This is a genomic window from Streptomyces sp. NPDC096205, assembly GCF_044763135.1.
Classification (GTDB): Bacteria; Actinomycetota; Actinomycetes; order Streptomycetales; family Streptomycetaceae; genus Streptomyces.
The window spans coordinates 233,024-253,633 of the sequence record NZ_JBIWFS010000007.1 but is presented as its reverse complement, the minus strand read 5'-3'; the positions used below and the strand labels follow the sequence as shown (position 1 = coordinate 253,633).

The window sequence follows — 20,610 nt, the reverse complement described above, 5'->3', positions numbered from 1 at the left end:
ACAAAGAGGACGGCCATAAAGAGGACGGACACAAAAGGGCGGAGGCCCCCGACCGGGGGGCCTCCGCCCTTTTCACAAGCCCTGTTCAGACGCTGATCTTCTGCTTCACCTGGGCCAGCGACGGGTTGGTGAGCGTCGAACCGTCCGCGAAGAGAACCGTCGGCACGGTCTGGTTCCCGCCGTTCGCCTTCTCCACGAACGCGGCGGACGCCGGGTCCTGCTCGATGTTGATCTCGGTGTACGCGATGCCCTCGCGGTCCAGCTGCTTCTTCAGCCGCTGGCAGTAACCGCACCACGTCGTGCTGTACATCGTCACAGTGCCCTGCATGTCTCGCGCGCTCCCTTGGCTCGGGGATCAGGTCGTCCGTTGAGGGAACATACGCGAGCGGGTCACCATTCCCGCCGGGGGTATGCCCGTCGACGTGACGCCTGTCGCATCGGTACGACTATCAGTGCGCCCCTGTGGACAACCGGCTCGTGCGTCTCCGGCGACCTGGCAGCATGGCTGTGTGACAGCAGCAACGCACTCCCCTCTCTTCCCGCAGACACCGGACTCGGCCGACGCGGTGCTCGAAGGGCTCGACCCGGAGCAGCGCGAGGTCGCCACCTCCCTGCACGGTCCGGTGTGCGTACTGGCCGGCGCCGGCACCGGCAAGACCCGGGCGATCACCCACCGGATCGCCTACGGGGTGCGGGCGGGCATCCTCCAGCCCTCCAGCGTGCTCGCCGTCACCTTCACCAACCGGGCCGCGGGCGAGATGCGCGGCCGGCTCCGCCAGCTCGGCGCGACCGGCGTGCAGGCCCGCACCTTCCACTCCGCAGCGCTCCGCCAGCTCCAGTACTTCTGGCCGAAAGCGATCGGTGGCTCCATGCCCCGGCTCGTCGATCGCAAGGTCCAGCTCGTCGCCGACGCGGCCGCCGCGTGCCGCATCCGGCTCGACCGGGGGGAGCTGCGGGACGTCACCGCGGAGATCGAGTGGTCCAAGGTCACCCAGACCACACCCGCCGACTATCCGCTCGCAGCCGCGAAGGCCGGTCGCGAGGCCCCCCGCAGCCCCGCGGAGATCGCCCAGCTGTACGCGGCCTACGAAGACGTCAAGCGCGACCGTGCCGTCATCGACTTCGAGGACGTGCTCCTGCTGGCCGTGGCCGTCCTCCAGGACCGCCAGGACATCGCCGACCAGGTGCGTGCCCAGTACCAGCACTTCGTCGTCGACGAGTACCAGGACGTGAGCCCCCTCCAGCAGCGGCTGCTGGAACTGTGGCTGGGGGAGCGGGACAGCCTCTGCGTGGTGGGGGACGCCAGCCAGACGATCTACTCGTTCACGGGCGCAACCCCGGACCATCTGCTCGACTTCCGCCTGCGCCACCCGGGCGCCACCGTCGTCAAGCTCGTCCGGGACTACCGCTCCACCCCGCAGGTCGTACGGCTCGCCAACGGACTGCTCGCCCAGGCCCGCGGCCGCGCCGCCGACCACCGGCTGGAACTCGTCTCCCAGCGCGGCTCCGGACCCGAGCCCGTCTTCACCGAGTACACCGACGAGCCCGCCGAGGCCGAGGGCGCTGCCCGCCGTATCCGCGAGCTGCTGGACGCCGGGGTCCCGGCCAGCGAGATCGCCGTCCTGTTCCGCACGAACGCCCAGTCCGAGATCTACGAGCAGGCCCTCGCCGACGTCGGTGTGCCCTACCAGCTGCGCGGCGCCGAGCGGTTCTTCGACCGGCCCGAGGTGCGCAAGGCGGGCATCGCCCTGCGCGGCGCGGCCCGCTTCGGCGGCAACGACTCCCTGCTGGACGATGCCGTCGACCTGCCCTCCCAGGTCCGGGCGGTGCTGTCGGGCGAGGGCTGGACGCCGCAGCCCCCCGCGGGGTCCGGTGCGGTCCGCGAGCGCTGGGAGTCGCTCGCCGCGCTGGTCAACCTCGCCCAGGACTTCGCCGCCGTCCACCCCCGCGCCACTCTCGCCGACCTGGTCGCCGAACTGGACGAGCGGGCCAACGCCCAGCACGCCCCGACCGTGCAGGGCGTCACCCTCGCCTCCCTGCACTCGGCGAAGGGCCTGGAGTGGGACGTGGTGTTCCTGGTCGGCGTCGCCGAGGGCATGATGCCGATCACCTACGCGCGCACCGACGAGCAGATCGAGGAGGAGCGCCGCCTGCTCTACGTCGGCGTCACCCGTGCCCGCGAGCGCCTGCATGTCTCCTGGGCGCTGTCCCGCTCGCCCGGCGGGCGCCCGAGCCGCAGACCCAGCCGCTTCCTCGACGGCCTGCGTCCTGGCACGACCACCGTCGCGGGCCGCACCGGTGCAGCGGCCGCGGGCGGCGTCGAGCGGGGTGTCGTGGGCGCCGCGCAGGCCGCCCCGAGACGCAGACAGCGCACCCCTGCCCGGTGCCGTGTGTGCGGGCGCACCCTCACCGACGCCGGTGAGATGAAGCTGATGCGCTGCGAGGACTGCCCCTCCGACATGGACGAGGCTCTCTACGAGCGGCTGCACGAATGGCGGGAGATCCAGGCGAGCCGCAGCGGCCAGCCGGCGTTCTGCGTCTTCACGGACAAGACGCTGATGGCCATCGCCGAGGCCGCCCCGGCCGACCCCGTCGAACTCGCTCGTATCCCGGGCGTCCTGACGCGTAAGCTCAACCGCTACGGGGCCGACGTCCTGGCCATCTGTGCCGGTCAAGAGGTCGTCGCGGGGGCCGAGGACGACTGATACGAACTCGTCGAAAAAATAGTTTGCGCATGCCCCAGCAATCCCCATAGGTTCTTAGGCGTGGGAACGGCGGCCTTCTCGGAGGCGCCGATTCCGTGTTGTACTTGCATATCCGTCGGACTGGTTCACCCCAGTCCCCCTAGACGCCGAGAGGAGGCGAGTCCAGTGATCAGCATCAACGCCAGCTCCATCAGCACCGCCAAAATGACCGATCGCTCGGTCGTCGCTTCCCTGTGCATGCTCGGCGCCTCGGACCATGGCACCGGTCTGTCCGGCATTCCTGCCGTCCGTCCGGCGTCCTCCCTGTCTCTCGCGGGCCTTCCCGTCCGTGAGCGCAATGAGCGACCGACCAAGGCACTGGAAGCAGCAGTAGTGGCAGAGGCGCAGGCCTATGCCTTTACCGCGACCGGTGCCGGATTCCGGACGCAGCAGACGACGCAGCACCACCTGATGTGGGCCTTCCGTGGGCCAGAACCCTGGAGTGATCCAGCCTGATCGTCGATCAGGCCGGCGCCTTCAGGGCCGCGGAACCCCATCCGGGATCCGCGGCCCTTCTGTTTTCCCCGAACGGGGAGAGCGGAACGAAGGAGCCTCGGGACAAGAAAAGAACCCGGTACCAGCCGCACCCGGCCCAACAGGGCCGGAACGACCAGACGAGGAAGACGAAACCGTGCAACTCGAAGCGCACGCCCCGTCCGTACCGCCTTCCGAAACGATCCCCCCGCCCGGCCTCACGGAGGACTCCGCCTTGACCCCCCTCACCGCGCTCACCGCGCTCGACGACGCGATCGAGAACCTCGGTGTGCCCGTCCCCTGCCGCTCCTACGACCCGGAGGTCTTCTTCGCGGAGTCGCCGGCGGACGTCGAGTACGCCAAGTCCCTGTGCCGCACCTGCCCGCTGATGGAGGCCTGCCTCGCCGGCGCCAAGGAGCGGCGCGAGCCCTGGGGTGTCTGGGGTGGCGAGCTGTTCGTCCAGGGTGTTGTCGTCGCCCGGAAGCGGCCGCGTGGCCGCCCGCGCAAGAACCCGGTCACAGCATGAACACCGCAGGAACGATCGACCGCCCCCTCACGCACGACCCCAAGAAGCAGGCCCCGATGAAGCCGTCCACCAGCGAGCTCACGAGCTCCGTGATCGAAGACGTCACCACCACCGGCGCGAACGACTCGCGTCAGAACAGGACCCGCGAGATGCAACTCATCCCAGAAGCCCTGGCACGTGCGCATATGCACGACCGCCTGCGTGACGCGCAGGAGGAGCGCCGCGCGCTGAGCGTGGCGACCGCGCGTCGCATGCAGCGCCGGGCCGAGCGCGCGTCGCTGCGCGCCCGCCGCGCGCTGGCGATCGCCGTCATGCAGTGACCCTGACCACCTGAAAGCGGTGGCCTCCCGCACCGGGAGGAGAGAGCTTCCCCGCGGGGGCCGGTCCGTCCGAACGGACCGGCCCCCGCGGTGCGTTGTGCCCGGTGATCGACGGGCCACGGGGATATCGTCGGCAGGTGACGAGTCTTCCCGGAAGTGGGGACGACGGCGGCTCCGCCGCGCAACCCCAGACCCTTGTGTGCGCCCGCTGCGGTACCACGGAGCAGGCACCGCAGCCGACCTGGACCTGTTCCGTGGAGAACGGCGCACGCCGCTACTTCTGCGACCGGTGCTCGCGGGAGAACCTCCGGGCGATCGAGGGGCGGCTCGACTCGGCCTGGTGGTAGAAGACCGGGCGGGCCGCCGCGCTCAGGCCTCGACGGCGGCCTCCAGATCGTCGCCGGCCTCCGCGGTGTCCTCGTCCGAGGCCTCCTCGGTCCCTTCGGCGTCTGCCACGAACCCCGGAAGCCACTCCTCCAGCTCCTCCCGCAGCCGCACGGTCGCGCCCAACTGGCACAGCACGCCGATGGTGCTCAAGGTCACCCGGTGTATCAGCAGGTACGCCGGGGGCAGGTTGAGCTGCTTGCCCAGCTGGTAGGCGGGGGAGCGGGGGTCGGCGATACGGGCCGCCTGGCTGCGCATCCAGCCGCGGGTGAAGGTGAAGTCCTCCACCTGCGCCGGCTCGATGATCGGCAGGAGGTAGTCCAGAACGGCGTCGGGGTCGAGGTCGATCGACTCCTTCACGAACCCCTCGGTACACAGCAGTTCGTAGACGGCCTCCGCCTCACCGGCGAGGGTCAGACGCAGCGAGTGCCCGATCGGGGTGGGCAGCCCGCCCGGCAACCGGTCGACGGTGCCGAAGTCCAGCACGCCCAGCCGCCAGTCGTCCTCACCTTCCGGGCCGCCCGGCAGCAGGCGGAAGTTGCCCGGGTGCGGGTCGGCGTGCAGCAGGCCGGTGCGGGCGGGGCCGGAGAAGAGGAAGCGGGCCAGGAGCTGGCCGGCCCGGTCGCGCTGGGCCTGCGTACCGCCGGAGATCACCTCCGACAACGGGACGCCGTCGATCCACTCGGTGACCAGCACCTGCTCGCCCTGATGCACGACCGCCGGGACGACCACGTCCGGGTCGTCCGCGAACTCCTCGGCGTGTGCCTGCTGGGCCTGCGCCTCCAGGGCGTAGTCGAGCTCCTCCGTGACCCGGTCGCGCAGCTCGGTGATCAGCGGCTTGATGTCCATGCCTGGGATGAGTGGCCCCAACAGCCGGGCGAACCGGCTCAGTTGGGTCAGGTCGGACAGCAGGGCCTCGCCCGCGCCCGGGTACTGCACCTTGACGGCGACCTCGCGGCCGTCGTGCCACACCGCCCGGTGCACCTGGCCGATCGAGGCGGCCGCGGCCGGCTTGTCCTCGAACTCCAGGAACAGCTCCCGCCAGTCCTCGCCCAGCCGCTTTTCGAGCACCGAGTGCACGGTGCTCGTCGGCATCGGAGGCGCCGCCTCCTGGAGCTTGGTCAGGGCGGCGCGATAGGGGCCGGCGACCTCTTCGGGCAGCGCCGACTCGAAGACGGACAGCGCCTGCCCGAACTTCATCGCGCCGCCCTTGAGCTCGCCGAGCACCTTGAACAGTTGCTCCGCCGTGCGCTGTTGCAGCTCGCGGCCGACGATCTCCGCGGACTCGCCCACGATCCGCTTGCCCAGGCCCCAGGTCGCCCGGCCGGCGAAGCCGAGCGGAAGCGCGGCGAGCTTGGCGGTCCGGGTGACCGCCTTCCGGGGAAGATCAGACATGCGCCCTCCAAGTGCCGGCCGGCCGTGCCGCGCCTGCCGTTCGGCCCGACTCCGCTGACGACCGTTGCACCGCCATTGTCTCGTGCGAACCCCCTGTCTCCGAGATGTGTTCCTCATTACCTTCGCCGGATCGCCGCTCCGCGGCACCGCAGGGGCAGGCCGGATGCCCCTGCACGGGACGGGCATGCCAGTGGAGGGTGGGCAGCGAGACTTCCCAGCGCGCCCCCGCGCTGGAGGGGGTGCGGCCGTCGAGGAAGGTCAGCGCGTGCGCCGCGGCCAGTCCGGCGACCGTGGTGGCCAGGGTCAGATCGCAGGCGCGCACCCGGCGAGGCCGGCCGGAGTGCCACTGCGCGACCAGGCGGGGCCAGGTCGGGTCCCGGTCGGCGCGGGCCTCGTGCAGACAGCCGGCGCAGCCCGTGTCACCCGGCAGCACCAGCGGGCCGACGACGCCGGTCGCCTCCACCACACCGGCGTATAGATGAGGTGTGCCGGAGGCCATCAGGGAATCCGCGGTGGAGGGCACGGGCGCGTGGAGGGCGGCGTCGTCGCGCGGGGCGAGGATCACCAGCGACAGTCCCCGCTGGGGCTCCTCCAGGCGCGAGCGGGGGCCGCGCCGCGGAGGGCGGTCCGGAGCGGCGCTGCGCACGGCCTGCCGGGCGGCCTCCTCTCTGCGCTCACCGACCGCGTCGGCGGGAAGGCCGCCGGGCCCGACGTCCTCCGGCTCGACCCGGCCGACGTCACGCACCTCCACCTCGCCGACGCCCGCACCGGACAACAGGGACGCCAGCAGCGCGCCCACCCGACCGGCGCCCAGCACCCGCACCCGCAGGGAGCCGCGGGCGGCCAGCAGCTCCATGGCCTCACCGGGCGCGGACGTGGTCAGGGACAGGGAGGCCAGGTCGGGCCGCAGCCGGTCCATGACGGGCTGTTTCTCGCGCAGTGCCTGAGCCGCCGGTCCGCCGCCGCGGGAGTCGTCGAGCAGGCCGGCCCGGGCCAGGCCCTGGACCAGGGCGTCCACCTGGCCGTCCGGCAGATCCATACGCCGCCCCTCCTCGCGCAGCAGCGGCAGACCGCGGGTGCCGTCGAGCAGGTCCAGGAAACTTCCCGTGGCTGTGTCCATCGGACCCAGCGTCATCGCGTGTGTCGGCGTCATGCCGAACTGCACGGTGTTGAGGTCGCGCCAGCCGCGCCGCAGCGCGGGTTTCACCATCGGATGCATGACAGGCCCCCGTAGCCCCGGAATGAACAGGTGTGTCGGCGGAGCGGGGGCGTGGGGGTCACCCCGCTCCGCCGACGAGTGCCAGAATGCCGCGGCCGGGCGAGGCGCCGTGAAAGTTGTCCACAGGTGACAGTAAGTAGTCATCCGAGCTGCTTGTCATACAAATCCGGCGGGTGGGTCAAGCCTGCGGCACGGGATCCACACGGAAACGGTCCGGAGCCGGGACTTCCCCCGTGTGCAGCGGGTAACGTCGGGGCGTGTCCGCCGACCCACTGAACCGTGCCGGAACACCGCAGCGCCGCACGACCGGCCAGCCGCCCAGCGGCTCGCAGGCCGACGCGATCGAGGTCCGCAGGAGCGCCCGCCGACGAAGGACGGTCTCCGCGTACCGCGAGGGCGATCGCACCATCGTGCTCATCCCCGCCCGCATGTCCGAGGCGGAGGAGCGACGCTGGGTGAACGTCATGCTCGACAAACTCGCCGCCCAGGAGAGCCGCAAGCTCCTGGGCGACGCCGAGCTGGCCGAGCGTGCCGAGCGGCTGTCGGCGCAGTACTTCGACGGCCGCGCCCGCCCCGCCTCGGTGCGCTGGGTGACCAACCAGAACACCCGCTGGGGCTCGTGCACCCCCGCCGAGGGCAGCATCCGGCTGTCGCACCGGCTGCAGGGCATGCCCGAGTACGTCATCGACTACGTCCTGCTCCACGAACTCGCGCATCTGCTCGTGCCCGGTCACGGCCCCCGCTTCTGGCGGCTGCTGGAGGCCTACCCGCGCACCGAGCGCGCCCGCGGCTACCTCGAAGGCGTGGTGGCGGCCGACCGGCTGCCGCACCTGCCCGGCGCGCGGGGGGAGTGAACGAGGGATTCCGCCCCCTCTCGTGCCCCGTGGTACGGCTGAGCTGTGGTTGTGTACCGGGTCTGTACCGACATCGTCCGCTGTCGGAGTTTGCCGTTAGCCTGGCGCGACGAACTCACTTCGGGATGGGGGACGGTCGTAACGCATGGCCAGGGAATTCCAACGCGGCCACAAGGCCAGGATCAGTGACCTCACCGCGGGCACGGATCTGTACGTAGGCGTGCAGATCTCCGGCCCCGGGCTGACCTTCGACATCAGCTGCTTCGGGCTCGACGCCGACGAACGGCTCTCGGACGACCGGTACTTCGTCTTCTTCAACCAGCCGAAGTCCCCCGAGGAGTCCATCCAGCTCCTGGGCGCCCAGGCGGGTGACACGGAGTCCTTCCGGATCACGCTCGACCGTATCCCGGCGCAGATCCAGAAGCTGTCCTTCACGGCGACGATCGACGGCGCCGGGCAGATGTCGCAGATCGCTCCCGGCTACATCCGTATCGTCGCGGGCGGCGAGGAAGTGGCCCGCTACGCCTTCAACGGCTCGGAGTTCTCCACCGAGCGGGCCGTGATGCTGGGCGACTTCTACCTGAAGGACGTGTGGCGGTTCGCCGCCGTCGGACAGGGCTTCGACGGCGGACTCGAGGCGCTGCTGAAGAACTTCGGCGGCGAGGTCGCCGAGGAGGAGGCCCCCGCACCGCAGGCGCCGCAGGCCGGGGCCACGCCCGGTTTCGCACCCCCCGCCCAGGCCGCCGCAGCCCCCGCCTTCAACGCCCCGGCACCGGCCCCCGCGCCCGCCCCGGCCCCGGCACCCGCTCCCGCCGCGCAGGGCTTCGCGCCGCCGCCCGGAGCCACGCCGCCCCCGGCACCCGCTCCCGCCCCCCAGGTGCACACCGCGCCGACCATCGTCGCGCCCTTGCACACCCCGCCCGGCGGCACCGTCCCGCCTCCGCCGCAGGCGCCGTACGGCCAGCCGCCCCAGCCGCAGCAGCCGTACGGGCAGCCGCCGCAGCAGGCGTACGGCCAGGCCGCCCCGCCGCCGCCCGGCTACGCCCAGCCGCAGGCCCCGCAGGCGCCCGCCCCGCCGCCCGGCTACGGGCAGCCGACCCCGCCTCCGGGCTACGGCCAGCAGCCCGCCTTCGGGCAGGTCCCCGGCCAGCAGGCCGCTCCTTACGGCGCCGCGCAGGGCGGCACCCCGGGCGTGGCGGGCGCGCTCCAGCAGTTCCGGGAGACGCCCACCGGGCAGCGCTGGACGCAGCAGAACAAGAAGCTGGTCCGCGTCGACCTCGGCATCGGCGGCCAGCCGGTCCTCGCCCGCCAGGGCAGCATGGTGCTCTACCAGGGCAAGGTCGATTTCAGCTACAAGGGCGCGGGCTTCGCCGGCCGGATCACCGGCAATGCCACCGGCCAGGAGATGCAGCTGATGCGCTGCACCGGCCAGGGCCAGGTGTTCCTCGCCGAGAACTCCACGATGCTGCACCCGATCGAGCTCCAGGGCGACGGCATCTGCGTCTCCGCCGAGAACGTGCTCGCCTTCGACGAGAGCCTGCAGTACGAGGTCCGCCGCATCGAGGGGCACGGCATCCCCGGCGGCGCGCTGTTCACGATGCAGTTCACCGGCACCGGCACGATCGTCGTCAAGACGCACGGCACGCCCGTCGTGCTGCCGGTGACGCCCACGACCTTCGCCGACTGCAACGCGGTCGTCGCCTGGTCGTCGGCGGCCCAGGTGGTCGTCTCCAGCCAGGTCCGCATGCGCCGCAACGCCTACCCCGGCGACACCGGCGAGAGCGTGAACCTGCAGTTCCGGGCAGCGCCCGGCAACTTCATCGTCGTCCAGCCGTACGAGGTCTGAGGGAGAGCCCGACATGAATCAGCCACTCGCGGGCTTCGCTCCCGCACCCGTCACCGCCCGCATGGAGAACCACGGCAACCACATGCTGAAGGTCGCCATGCAGACCGGAAACGACCTTCTCGCGCGCGTGGGGTCGATGGTCGCCTACGAAGGGTTCGTCCAGTACGAGCCCAACCCGCCGGCCGTCCGCCAGATCGCCAAGGACTGGATGACCGGCGAGGGCGCACCCCTGATGAAGTGCTCCGGCGACGGCCTGCTCTACCTGGCCGACTACGGCGCCAACGTCGTCGTGATCAACCTCAACGGCGACGGCATCTCCGTCAACGCCACCAATCTGCTCGCCTTCGACGCGCACCTGAGCTGGGGCGTGGAGCGGGTCAAGGGGCTGGCGAAGTTCGCCGGCCAGGGCCTGTGGAACACCAAGATCTCCGGTCAGGGGTGGGTCGCCCTCACCTCCCGGGGCAAGCCGATCGTCGTGGACTGCGGCGGCGGCGAGGACGAGACCTACGTCGACCCGGACGCGCTCGTGGCCTGGTCGCCGAACCTGAAGGTGAAGGGCAAGCGCAGCTTCAAGGCGCAGTCGCTCATCGGCCGGGGCAGTGGCGAGGCCTACCAGATGGCCTTCTCCGGCCAGGGCATCGTCGTCGTCCAGCCCAGCGAGGACAGCACCGACCGTCTCCGGGTCCGGGGCTGAGGGGGAGCACCACACCATGCAGAGTCCGCTTTTCGCCTACAACGACCAGCAGACCCAGGAACGCTGGGCGCTGCAGAACAAGCAGATGCTCCGCGTCACCATGGAGGGTCACGACGACATCCTCGCCCGCAAGGGCACGATGGTCGCCTACCAGGGCCTCGTCGAGTTCGACGCCGAGTACCAGAGCAACAGCTCCTCACGCGCGCGTGCGCACACCGGTGAGGGCCTGGACCTGATGCGCTGCCACGGGCAGGGCACCGTCTACCTGGCCAACCTCAAGCAGCACGTCCACCTCATGGACGTCGAACAGGACGGGCTCACCGTCGACAGCAGCTACGTGCTGGCGATGGACTCCTCCCTGCACCACGAGGTCATCGCCGTCGACAGCCTCTACGGCATCTCCGGCTCGGGGAAATACCAGCTCAACATCACCGGCCGTGGCAAGGTCGCTCTGATGACCTCCGGCATGCCGCTGCTGATGCAGGTCACCCCGGACAAGTACGTCAACTGCGACGCCGACGCCATCGTCGCCTGGTCCACCTCGCTGCGTGTGCAGATGCAGGCCCAGACGCACTCCTCCGGCGTGTGGCGCCGGCGCGGCAACACCGGCGAGGGCTGGGAGCTCAGCTTCATGGGCAGCGGCTACGCCCTGGTCCAGCCCAGCGAGCTGCTGCCGCCGCAGAACGCCCAGATCGGCTCGGGCCTCGCCGCGCAGTACGGCATGGGCCAGCAGGGGGTCCGCAACCAGAACCAGGGCAACGTCTGGAGCTGACCGTCCGGAAAGCAGACGTAAGGGGTGGCCACCCTGGTGGCCACCCCTTACCTGTTCAGAGCCTTGCTCTATCTGTTCAGAGCCGTGCTCTGGTCGCTTCGAGCAGTCGTACGACCGACTCGTCCGCCACGTCCGCCACCTCGTCGTAGGCGAACCAGCGCAGGTCCAGCGACTCGTCGCTGATGGCCTCGGCGGCTCCGGCGGGTGCCAGGGCCGCGTACTGGACGTCCAGGTGCCAGTTGCAGGGGGCCGGGATGGGATGGCGGTCCAGGCGCACCGGGCCGCCCGCCAGCAGGGTCAGGCCGGGGATGCCCGACTCCTCGGTGCCCTCACGCAGGGCGGCGGCCTCCAGGGAGGTGTCCTGAGGCTCGCAGTGGCCGCCCATCTGCAGCCACATCCGCAGCTTCCTGTGCAGGGTGAGCAGCACCCGCCCGCGCGAGGGGTCGACCACCAGGGCGCTGGCGGTGAGGTGGCCCGCGTGGCAGGCCTTCCACATGCCGTCCGGGTGGGCCGCGAGATGGTCCAGGTAGGCCTGGCGCAGGTCGGGCTGGTCCTCGTAGCCCTTGAGCACGAGGACCGCGTCGTCGTACAGGCTCACTCGGTGTCGTCGCCCTTCTTGTGCAGGTCGGGCTTCTTCGTGGAGCCGTCCGCCGCCTCGCCGAGCATCTTGTCCAGCTCGGAGAAGTCCAGGTGCTCGCGGTGCACGAAGCCGTCCGGGTCGTCGAGGTCCGTCGCGGTGGGCAGCATGTCCGGGTGGGCCCACAGCGCGTCGCGGCCGTCCACCCCGCGCGCGTCCGTCAGGGACGCCCACAGGCGGGAGGCGTCGCGCAGCCTGCGCGGGCGCAGCTCCAGGCCGATCAGCGTGGCGAAGGTCTGCTCCGCCGGGCCGCCGGTGGCGCGGCGTCGGCGCAGGGTCTCCCGCAGCGCGTCCGCGGACGCCAGGCGCGGCTTGGCGGCCGCGTGGACCACCGCGTCCACCCAGCCCTCCACGAGCGCCAGAGCGGTCTCCAGACGGGCCAGGGCGGCCTTCTGCTCCGGGGTGTCCTCCGGCTGGAACATGCCCTGCTGGAGCGCCTGCTGCAGCTCCTCGGGGTTCTGCGGGTCGAACTGGCCGACCACGTCCTCGAGCTTGGCGGTGTCGACCTTGATCCCGCGCGCGTAGCCCTCGACGGCGCCGAACAGGTGCGAGCGCAGCCACGGCACATGCGCGAACAGGCGCTGGTGGGCCGCCTCGCGCAGGGCGAGGTACAGCCGCACCTCGTCCTTGGCGATGCCCAGGTCCTTGCCGAACGCCTCGATGTTCACCGGCAGCAGCGCGGCCTTGCCGGCCGGCCCGAGCGGCAGGCCGACGTCGGTGGAGCCGACGACCTCGCCCGCCAGCACGCCCACGGCCTGGCCGATCTGCGTGCCGAACATCGCACCGCCCATCGAGCGCATCATGCCGATCAGCGGGCCGGCCATGGCCTGCATCTCCTCCGGCAGGATGTCGCCCATGGCGCCGCCGACCCGCTCGGCGACCGGGTCGACCAGCTCCTTCCAGGCGGGCAGGGTGGCCTCGACCCATTCGGCACGGCTCCACGCCACGGCGGTGCCCGCGCCGGACGGCAGCGAGGTGGCGTCGTCCAGCCACAGGTCGGCGAGACGGACGGCCTCCTCGACCGCGGTCCGCTCGGCCGGGCCGACGCTGGCGTCCTTCACGCCGTCCGCGGTGCCCTGGGCGACCGTCTGGCGCGCGATCTGCTTGGCCATGTCCCAGTTCACCGGGCCGCCCTCGTAGGAGAGCATCTGGCCCAGCTGCTGGAACGCGGCGCCCAGGTCGGTGGGGTTCAGCGAGCCGAACATGGCAGCGAGCGGATTGTCCGCTCCGGGGCCGCCAAAGCCTCCGGCGCCGGGCAGCCCGAAGCCGAACGGGTTGGCCGGTCCCTGCTCACCACCGCTCTGCTGGTCCTTCTTCTTGCCCTCGTCGCCGTTCTCCGGCTCCTCCGGCGGAAGGCCGAATCCGAATGGGGTGTCACTCACGGGATTCCTCGGCTGGTAAGGCCGCCGGTTCTTTCCCGACGGCACGACTGCCCGACAACACCACCCAGCGTAGACACCGTGGGCGGTTGGGGCCTCGGTGCTTCGCCGACAGAAGGCCTGCGGCAGGATGGATGCCACCTGGTACGTACGCGTCACTCGCGCTCGTATTGAAGACAACCGCTGGAGACGCCCGGTGAGTTCCCCAGACCCGCAGGTTCGCGCAGCGCGAAACCCGTCAACCTCTCCCGCCGCGCGCGGGCCCGTCGTCGCGGTCACCGGTGCCGCGTCCGGCGTGGGTGCCCTGCTCACCGAGCGGCTCGCCGCGTCGGAGGAGATCAAGCAGGTCATCGCCATCGACGAGCGGCGCGGCCCGTGCGCGGACGCGCAGTGGCACATCCTCGACGTGCGCGACCCGGCGATCGCCGACAAACTGCGGGGCGCCGACGTGGTCGTGCATCTCGCCCTCGACCTGGATCTGGAGACGGATCCCGCCGCCCGGACGGCGTACAACGTGCGGGGTACGCAGACCGTGCTGACCGCGGCCGCCGCGGCCGGGGTGCATCGCGTGGTGCTGTGCACGTCCTCCATGGTCTACGGCGCCCTGCCGGACAACGAGCTGCCGCTGTCCGAGGACGCCGAGCTGCGCGCCACGGCCGAGGCGACCGGCGTCGGGGACCTGCTGGAGATCGAGCGGCTCGCGCGGCGCGCCCCGCGCGCGCATCCCGGGCTGAACGTCACCGTCGTACGGCCCGCCGTCCTGGTCGGCGGCACCGACACCGCGCTGACCAGGTACTTCGAGTCGCCGCGGCTGCTGGTCGTCGCCGGGTCGCGGCCCGCGTGGCAGTTCTGCCACGTCGAGGATCTGTGCAGCGCTCTGGAGTACGCCGTCCTGGAGAAGGTCGACGGGGAGCTGGCCGTCGGGTGCGACGGATGGCTGGAGCAGGAGGAGGTCGAGGAGCTCAGCGGGATCCGCCGGATGGAGCTGCCCTCCGCGGTCGCGCTCGGCGCCGCGGCCCGGCTGCACCGGATCGGGCTGACGCCCTCGCCCGCGGGTGACCTCGCCTACACGATGTACCCCTGGGTGGTGAGCGGCAGCCGGCTGCACGACGCCGGGTGGCGGCCGCAGTGGACCAACGAGGAGGTGCTCGCGGAGCTGCTGGAGGAGGTCTCCGGGCGGCACACCGTTGCCGGACGGCGGCTGGGGCGGAAGGACGCGACGGCTGCGGGGGCCGCCGGTGCGACGGTGGCTCTGCTGGGCGCGGCGGCTGTCGTACGGCGCGCCCGGAAGGCTCGGCGGCGTATCTGAGCGGGCTCTGGTGGGCCGTCCTGTCAGGTGCTGCGGCGTTGTCGCTGGACCCGGGGCGTTCGCGCACCTCGGCGCTACGACGTGCCGCTTCTTTGGGCCGGGAGCCGCCCCAGCGGCCCGACTGCCCGCAGCTAGGACCACCTACGCCCCAGGGGCGCGGAGAACTGCGCGACCGACCCACCACGGCCTGCGGCCGGACGCGATGCCGAGCCACCCCCGCACCCCCCTGCCCCGTCCCTCCGTACGTATCTCCAAATCCGCCCCCACGCGCGCGGGGCGATGACGGTATTCCCCCTGCTCCCGCGTGTGCGGCACGATGGATGTATGGCACTCACGAACGATCACCCCGGCGAGCAGGCCGCGCAGGATCCGATCAAGCTGATCGGGATCAGGGAGACGCCGCTCTCCCTGGACGAGGTTTTCGCGGCGGTGGGGGACGACGCCGCCGGCGGGACCGCTCTCTTCGTGGGGACCGTGCGGAACCACGACGGGGGTGCCGATGTCGACGAGCTCGGCTACTCCTGCCACCCCTCCGCGGAGGCGGAGATGCGGCGGATCGCCGAGAAGGTCGTGGCGGAGTACCCGGTGCGGGCGCTGGCCGCCGTCCACCGGGTGGGGGATCTGCAGGTCGGCGACCTCGCTGTCGTGGTCGGCGTGTCGTGCCCGCACCGCGGCGAGGCCTTCGAGGCGTGCCGGAAGCTGATCGACGACCTCAAGCACGAGGTGCCGATCTGGAAGCACCAGAAGTTCTCGGACGGCACCGAGGAGTGGGTCGGCGCCTGCTGAGCTCCGGCACACCTGTCACACGCACAGTCACCCACCCCTCCGGTTGCGTAACCGCACCCCTGCCGTGAGCGTTGTCAGTGCGGATGTTTAATCTGCTGATCAGTCAGTTGCGGACGCTCATGGGGTTGGGAGGTCGGCATGGCGGCGCTCGCCTGGTTGCTGATTCCGCTGGTGGCTGCGATCGGCGCCGGTCTGTGGGGCAGTTGGGCCAACCGGACACGCAGGACACGGGGTGACGGTCCGGAGCTCGACGGGTATGCCCGGTTTCGCGCGGCCATGGAGAAGTCCCGCACCAGCGGCTGATCGCGGCCCTGACGGTGTTCCGACAGGCTCGTCACGTACTGTCGTGGCATGCCACGCCGCACCACGACGATGCTCGCGTCGACCCTGATGCTGATCGTGCTCCTGTGCGCGGGAGTGCTCATCAAAGTGCCGTACTCGGAGATGTCCCCGGGTCCGACGGTGAACACCCTGGGCGAGCACGACGGCGAGCCGGTGCTGCAGATCTCCGGCCGCAAGACCTACCCGACGACCGGCAACCTCAACATGACCACCGTCCGGGTCACCAGCGCCGACTACCGGATGAACCTCGTCGAGGCGGTCTACGGCTGGCTCGCGCACGACAACAAGATCGTGCCGCACGACACGCTGTACCCGGACGGCAAGACCGAGGAGGAGTCCACGCAGGAGAACGCGGAGGAGTTCAGCCAGTCCCAGGAGAGCGCCAAGGTCGCCGCCCTGAAGGAGCTGGACATCCCCGTGAAGTCCTGGGTGGTCGTCTCGACGGTCGTGAAGGACGAGCCCGCCGAGGGTTCGCTGCACGCCGGTGATGTGATCAAGGCGGTCGACGGCACGGCCGTGAAGCAGCCCGGGGACGTCGCCGAGCTGGTGACGAAGCACAAGCCGGGCGAGGACGTCGTCTTCACCGTCGTGCCCGCCAAGGAGCAGGCCGCCGCGGAGAAGGAGCACCGCACCGCGACCGGCACCGAGGACGTCACGATCACCACGACGGCCTCCGACGACGACGGCGGGAAGCGCGCGATCGTCGGCATCACGGCCGGCACGGACCACACCTTCCCGTTCACCATCGACATCAAGCTCGCCGACGTCGGCGGCCCCAGCGCCGGACTGATGTTCTCGCTCGGCATCTACGACAAGCTCACCCCGGGCAGCCTGACGGGCGGCCAGTTCGTGGCCGGTACGGGCACCATCGACGACGACGGCAAGGTCGGCCCGATCGGCGGCATCGAGATGAAGACGGTCGGCGCCCGCGACAAGGGCGCGAAGTACTTCCTGACGCCCGCCGACAACTGCGCGGCCGCCGCCAAGGACACCCCGTCCGGGCTGCAACTGGTCAAGGTCGACACCATCGGTGACGCGCTCGACGCCCTGCAGGACATCCGCAAGGGCGACACCGCGGACCTGCCGAAGTGCACCACCGGCTGAGCCGCACCGGCTACGGAAACGGCCACACCGCTGCGGAACAGGCCGGGGGCGCCCCTCGAGCAGGGGCGCCCCCGTCGCCTTACGAGCCGTACGAACGCCGTGAGGCCTCAGTCCTCGAACGTCGCAGCCAGCGCCTCCGCCAGACCCGGCACCAGGTCGGGGCCGGTGAGCACCTCGGTCGGCGAGTCCTTCTCGCGCAGCCGCAGCGCCGACTCGCGGGCACCGTCACGCAGCACCGCGACCGTCATGCGGACCTCCTGGCGCTCGGGGTGCCGCGCGACCCACTTGGCGAGCTGGGCCTCGCCCAGACCGTCCGGAACCTGAGCCTCCGCGGACGGCGGCAGCATCAGCCGCTCGACGGTGAGGGCGCAGCCGACCACCGCGTCGGGCCAGGCGATGGTGCCGAGGAACTCGTCGAGCGCCTTGTCCGTTGGAATCTCGTCCTGCTCGATCGGGGTGAGACCGGTGGGGGTCTCCGGCTCGTCCCCGAGGCCGAGCTGCGCCGCGAGCGCGGGCTCCTGGGTCCGCAGCCGAGCGGTGTCTACGAGGGCGAAAAGGCGGGCGGGCTGGTCCCAGCCGAGGCCGGAGGCGTACTCGTCGATCTCGAGTACGGCCCGGGTGAGCGGGCTCGCCGCCATGGGAGTGTTGGACATGGTCACAATCCTGCCTGGTTCCTGACCCGAATCGGGAACCGAGTAAAGCGTGAGTAAGTTGCATAGGTGTGGGCCTACGATCACGGGGCCCGACCGAGGGCCCGCGAACCCGGGGGCCTGACGGACCAACAGCGAACTTCGAGGTGCGCACCTTGGCTTTCCAGATGCCGGACCGCGGCGGAGGCCCGACGGGGCCACGGATCAGAGTGGGCCGCCCGTCCCGGCGTGTCCGGACCCTGCTCATGACACTGGGCGTGCTTGCCGTTCTCGGCATGGCGTTCACCATGTTCGCGGGCTTCTGGACGGACTGGCTCTGGTACCGGTCGGTGAACTACTCGTCCGTCTTCACGACCACGCTGTCGACCAAGATCGGACTGTTTTTCGTCTTCGGCCTGCTCATGGCCCTCGCGGTCGGCTTCAACATCTGGCTGGCCCACCGGCTGCGCCCGCCGCTGAGCGCGATGTCGATGGAGCAGCAGAGCCTGGACCGCTACCGGATGGGCATCGCGCCCTACAAGAAGTGGCTGCTGCTCGCGATCACCGCCCTGGTGGGCCTGATCGCCGGCGCGTCCGCTTCCGGTCAGTGGCGGACCTGGCTGATGTGGGTCAACGGCGTGTCCTTCGGCCAGGAGGACCCGCAGTTCCACCTGGACGTCTCCTTCTACGCCTTCGACCTGCCCTGGTACCGCTTCCTGCTGGGCTTCGGCTTCGCCGCCGCGATCCTGTCGCTGATCGCCGCCACGCTGACGCACTACCTGTACGGCGGGCTGCGCGTCACCAGCCCGGGCGCGCGCGCCACGGCTGCGGCCACCGGGCACCTGTCGGTGCTGCTGGGCATCTTCGTCGCGCTGAAGGCGGTCGCGTACTGGCTCGACCGGTACGGCCTCGCGGTGAAGTCCAGCGACTTCAAGGCGACGGACAACTGGACCGGCCTCAGGTACGTCGACGCCAACGCCTATCTGCCGGCCAAGACGATCCTGTTCTGCATCGCCGTCATCTGCGCCCTGCTGTTCTTCGCCACCCTGTGGCGGCGCACCTGGCAGCTTCCGGTCATCGGCTTCGGCCTGATGGTGCTCTCCGCGATCCTCATCGGCGGCCTGTACCCGGCGATCGTCCAGAAGTTCCAGGTCCAGCCCAACGAGCAGGCCAAGGAAGCCCCGTACGTCGAGAAGAACCTCGAGGCGACGCGTGAGGCCTACGGCATCGACGGCGCCCAGGTCACGGACTACACGGGCAAGAGCCAGACCGAGGACAAGACGAAGCTGCGCGACGACGTCGACGCCGCGGCCAGCATCCGCATCCTGGACCCGAACATCGTCTCGCCGACGTTCCAGCAGCTCCAGCAGATGCGGAAGTACTACGCCTTCCCGAACAACCTGGACGTGGACCGCTACAACGACAAGGGCACCGACCAGGACACCGTCATCGGTCTGCGCGAGCTGAACCTCGGCGGCGTGGACAAGCAGAACTGGATCAACAGCCACTTCCGCTACACCCACGGCTACGGCGTGGTCGCCGCCAAGGGCACCACCGCCGACTCCGAGGGCCGTCCGGTCTTCACCGAGTCCGACCTGCCGTCCCAGGGCGACCTGCCCCGGTACCAGCAGCGCATCTACTACGGCGAGAAGACCGACACCTACTCCATCGTCGGCGGTCCCCAGAAGGAGATCGACTACTCCGACGACAGCGGCGAGAAGACGTACAGCTACGAGGGCAAGAGCGGCGTCAACCTCTCCAACCCGCTCAACCGCGCGGCGTACGCGGTCGCGTTCAGCGAGCCGCAGATCCTGTACTCCGGCGCCATCGGCGAGGGTTCGCGGATTCTGTACAACCGCACGCCGAAGGACCGGGTCGAGGCGGTCGCCCCGTGGCTGACCATCGACGGCGACGCCTACCCGGCGGTCGTGGAGGGCCGGATCCAGTGGATCGTCGACGCCTACACCACCACCAACGGCTACCCGTACGCCTCCCGTACGACGCTCGGTGACACCACGGCCGACTCGCTCACCGCGACGAACAACTCCCGCGCGGTGGTGGCCCAGCAGAACCAGGTCAACTACATCCGCAACTCGGTGAAGGCGACCGTCGACGCGTACACCGGCGAGGTCAAGCTCTACCAGTGGGACACCGAGGACCCGGTCCTGAAGACCTGGATGAAGGCGTTCCCCGACACGGTCGAGCCCAAGAGCGCCATCTCGCAGGGCCTGATGGCCCATCTGCGGTACCCGCAGGACCTGTTCAAGGTCCAGCGCGAGCTGCTCGCCCGCTACCACGTGGACGACGCCGACACCTTCCTCAGCGGCAGCGAGGTGTGGCAGGTGCCGGACGACCCGACCAACAAGTCGGGCAACGCGGTGCCGCCGTACTACCTCAGCATGAAGATGCCGGACCAGAAGGAGCAGGCGTTCTCGCTGACGACGACGTTCACGCCCAACGGGCGTGACAACCTCAGCGCGTTCATGGCGGTCGACGCCGAGGCCGGCACCAGCGGCTACGGCAAGATCAGAATCCTGAAGCTGCCGACGAGCACCACGGTCGACGGACCCAAGCAGGTGCAGAGCCAGTTCAACTCCGAGCAGGACATCGCCGAGTCGATCAGGCTGCTCAGAGGCGGCGACTCCGAGGTCGAGTACGGCAACCTGCTCACGGTGCCGCTCGACGGCGGACTGCTCTACGTCGAGCCGGTCTACGTCCGCGGTGGCGGGCTGAAGTACCCGCTGCTGCGCAAGGTGTTGGTGACGTACGGCGGTCAGACCGCGTTCGAGGACACCTTGGACGAGGCCCTCAACAAGGTGTTCGGAGCGCAGGGTTCGACGCCGGAGCCGCCGGACGAGGGCGACGACGGCACGACCAAGCCGCCGACCTCCAAGAACCCCACGGTCCAGCAGGCGCTGGACGACGCCCAGAAGGCCTTCGACGCGGGCCAGGAGGCCCTCAAGAAGGGCGACTGGGAGGCGTACGGCCGGGCGCAGAAGGATCTGGAGGACGCACTCCAGCGTGCCGAGGCGGCGCAGACCAGGGCCGGCTCGGGCGGAGCCGGAGGCGACAGCGGGGGCAGCAGCCCGAGCCCCCGCCCGAGCGGCAGTCCCGGCAGCAGTCCCAGCCCCAGCCCGAGAACATGATCAGAGGCCGGCAAAGGGCCTGATCAAGGGCCGGTCAGAAGGTCACCCCG

Annotated in this window: 20 protein-coding genes; 14 read left to right on the top strand and 6 right to left on the bottom strand. The window is 70.7% G+C overall.

The window, feature by feature from the left end; genetic code table 11:
* Window positions 1-85: 85 nt before the first annotated feature.
* Complete coding sequence (locus ACIQ6Y_RS26035; RefSeq protein ID WP_404042387.1) at window positions 86-328, bottom strand: mycoredoxin; 243 nt, start codon at window positions 326-328, stop codon at window positions 86-88.
* 181 nt (window positions 329-509) lie between these two features.
* On the opposite strand from ACIQ6Y_RS26035, the gene ACIQ6Y_RS26030 reads away from it, so the two are divergent.
* From ACIQ6Y_RS26030 to ACIQ6Y_RS26010, 5 genes are all read left to right on the top strand, one after another.
* Complete coding sequence (locus ACIQ6Y_RS26030) at window positions 510-2,705, top strand: ATP-dependent DNA helicase UvrD2 (protein WP_404042386.1); 2,196 nt, start codon at window positions 510-512, stop codon at window positions 2,703-2,705.
* A gap of 165 nt (window positions 2,706-2,870) precedes the next feature.
* Window positions 2,871-3,200 carry a hypothetical protein gene (locus ACIQ6Y_RS26025; protein ID WP_404042385.1) on the top strand — a complete coding sequence of 110 codons (330 nt, stop codon included), beginning with the start codon at window positions 2,871-2,873 and terminating at the stop codon, window positions 3,198-3,200.
* A gap of 175 nt (window positions 3,201-3,375) precedes the next feature.
* Window positions 3,376-3,744 carry a WhiB family transcriptional regulator gene (locus tag ACIQ6Y_RS26020; RefSeq protein ID WP_030784068.1) on the top strand — a complete coding sequence of 123 codons (369 nt, stop codon included), beginning with the start codon at window positions 3,376-3,378 and terminating at the stop codon, window positions 3,742-3,744.
* The gene (locus ACIQ6Y_RS26015) at window positions 3,741-4,064 is read left to right on the top strand and encodes a hypothetical protein (protein ID WP_404042384.1); all 324 of its coding nucleotides are present in this window, start codon (window positions 3,741-3,743) and stop codon (window positions 4,062-4,064) included. Before ACIQ6Y_RS26020 ends, ACIQ6Y_RS26015 begins: the two co-directional genes overlap by 4 nt.
* 137 nt (window positions 4,065-4,201) lie before the next feature.
* Entirely contained in the window at window positions 4,202-4,411 is a 210-nt protein-coding gene (locus ACIQ6Y_RS26010; protein WP_404042383.1) for a hypothetical protein, read from the top strand.
* A 22-nt stretch (window positions 4,412-4,433) separates the two neighbouring features.
* Here ACIQ6Y_RS26010 and ACIQ6Y_RS26005 read toward each other — a convergent pair whose 3' ends face one another.
* Together ACIQ6Y_RS26005 and ACIQ6Y_RS26000 are read right to left on the bottom strand one after the other, a co-directional pair.
* Window positions 4,434-5,843, bottom strand: coding sequence for an ABC1 kinase family protein (locus ACIQ6Y_RS26005; protein WP_404042382.1), 1,410 nt, complete (start codon window positions 5,841-5,843; stop codon window positions 4,434-4,436).
* Window positions 5,836-7,062, bottom strand: a complete 1,227-nt coding sequence (locus ACIQ6Y_RS26000) for a TOMM precursor leader peptide-binding protein (RefSeq protein WP_404042381.1) — start codon at window positions 7,060-7,062, stop codon at window positions 5,836-5,838. The genes ACIQ6Y_RS26005 and ACIQ6Y_RS26000 overlap by 8 nt, the downstream gene beginning before the upstream one ends.
* A 257-nt stretch (window positions 7,063-7,319) precedes the next feature.
* On the opposite strand from ACIQ6Y_RS26000, the gene ACIQ6Y_RS25995 reads away from it, so the two are divergent.
* The 4 genes from ACIQ6Y_RS25995 to ACIQ6Y_RS25980 all read left to right on the top strand — a co-directional run bounded on the left by ACIQ6Y_RS25995 (window position 7,320) and on the right by ACIQ6Y_RS25980 (window position 11,228).
* Window positions 7,320-7,916 carry a M48 family metallopeptidase gene (locus ACIQ6Y_RS25995; RefSeq protein ID WP_404042380.1) on the top strand — a complete coding sequence of 199 codons (597 nt, stop codon included), beginning with the start codon at window positions 7,320-7,322 and terminating at the stop codon, window positions 7,914-7,916.
* A 145-nt stretch (window positions 7,917-8,061) separates the two neighbouring features.
* On the top strand, window positions 8,062-9,762 hold the full coding sequence (locus tag ACIQ6Y_RS25990; protein ID WP_404042379.1) for a TerD family protein: 1,701 nt from the start codon (window positions 8,062-8,064) through the stop codon (window positions 9,760-9,762).
* Window positions 9,763-9,775: 13 nt separating this feature from the next.
* Window positions 9,776-10,456 (top strand): AIM24 family protein, encoded by a 681-nt coding sequence (locus ACIQ6Y_RS25985; protein WP_404042378.1) that lies wholly within the window; start codon window positions 9,776-9,778, stop codon window positions 10,454-10,456.
* Between the two features lie 16 nt (window positions 10,457-10,472).
* Window positions 10,473-11,228, top strand: coding sequence for an AIM24 family protein (locus tag ACIQ6Y_RS25980; RefSeq protein WP_404042377.1), 756 nt, complete (start codon window positions 10,473-10,475; stop codon window positions 11,226-11,228).
* Window positions 11,229-11,304: 76 nt separating this feature from the next.
* On the opposite strand, the gene ACIQ6Y_RS25975 is transcribed toward ACIQ6Y_RS25980, so the two are convergent.
* Window positions 11,305-11,826, bottom strand: coding sequence for an NUDIX hydrolase (locus ACIQ6Y_RS25975; RefSeq protein ID WP_404042376.1), 522 nt, complete (start codon window positions 11,824-11,826; stop codon window positions 11,305-11,307).
* Window positions 11,823-13,247: a zinc-dependent metalloprotease gene (locus tag ACIQ6Y_RS25970; RefSeq protein WP_404042375.1), complete on the bottom strand. Its 1,425-nt coding sequence runs from the start codon at window positions 13,245-13,247 to the stop codon at window positions 11,823-11,825. Before ACIQ6Y_RS25970 ends, ACIQ6Y_RS25975 begins: the two co-directional genes overlap by 4 nt.
* A 193-nt stretch (window positions 13,248-13,440) precedes the next feature.
* On the opposite strand from ACIQ6Y_RS25970, the gene ACIQ6Y_RS25965 reads away from it, so the two are divergent.
* The 4 genes from ACIQ6Y_RS25965 (at window position 13,441) to ACIQ6Y_RS25950 (ending at window position 16,785) form a co-directional block, all read left to right on the top strand.
* A complete protein-coding gene (locus ACIQ6Y_RS25965) occupies window positions 13,441-14,553 on the top strand; it encodes an SDR family oxidoreductase (protein WP_404042374.1) in 1,113 nt (370 codons plus the stop codon).
* A gap of 324 nt (window positions 14,554-14,877) precedes the next feature.
* Complete coding sequence (locus ACIQ6Y_RS25960) at window positions 14,878-15,339, top strand: molybdenum cofactor biosynthesis protein MoaE (RefSeq protein ID WP_404042373.1); 462 nt, start codon at window positions 14,878-14,880, stop codon at window positions 15,337-15,339.
* Between the two features lie 138 nt (window positions 15,340-15,477).
* Entirely contained in the window at window positions 15,478-15,642 is a 165-nt protein-coding gene (locus ACIQ6Y_RS25955) for a hypothetical protein (protein ID WP_404042372.1), read from the top strand.
* 48 nt (window positions 15,643-15,690) lie between these two features.
* Window positions 15,691-16,785: a PDZ domain-containing protein gene (locus ACIQ6Y_RS25950; protein WP_404042371.1), complete on the top strand. Its 1,095-nt coding sequence runs from the start codon at window positions 15,691-15,693 to the stop codon at window positions 16,783-16,785.
* Window positions 16,786-16,892: 107 nt separating this feature from the next.
* Here the strand turns inward: ACIQ6Y_RS25950 and ACIQ6Y_RS25945 are convergent, their stop codons facing one another.
* A complete protein-coding gene (locus ACIQ6Y_RS25945; RefSeq protein ID WP_404042370.1) occupies window positions 16,893-17,438 on the bottom strand; it encodes a PPA1309 family protein in 546 nt (181 codons plus the stop codon).
* Between the two features lie 164 nt (window positions 17,439-17,602).
* Here ACIQ6Y_RS25945 and ACIQ6Y_RS25940 point away from each other — a divergent pair, with 164 nt between their 5' ends.
* On the top strand, window positions 17,603-20,560 hold the full coding sequence (locus ACIQ6Y_RS25940) for a UPF0182 family protein (RefSeq protein ID WP_404042640.1): 2,958 nt from the start codon (window positions 17,603-17,605) through the stop codon (window positions 20,558-20,560).
* Window positions 20,561-20,610 lie beyond the last annotated feature (50 nt).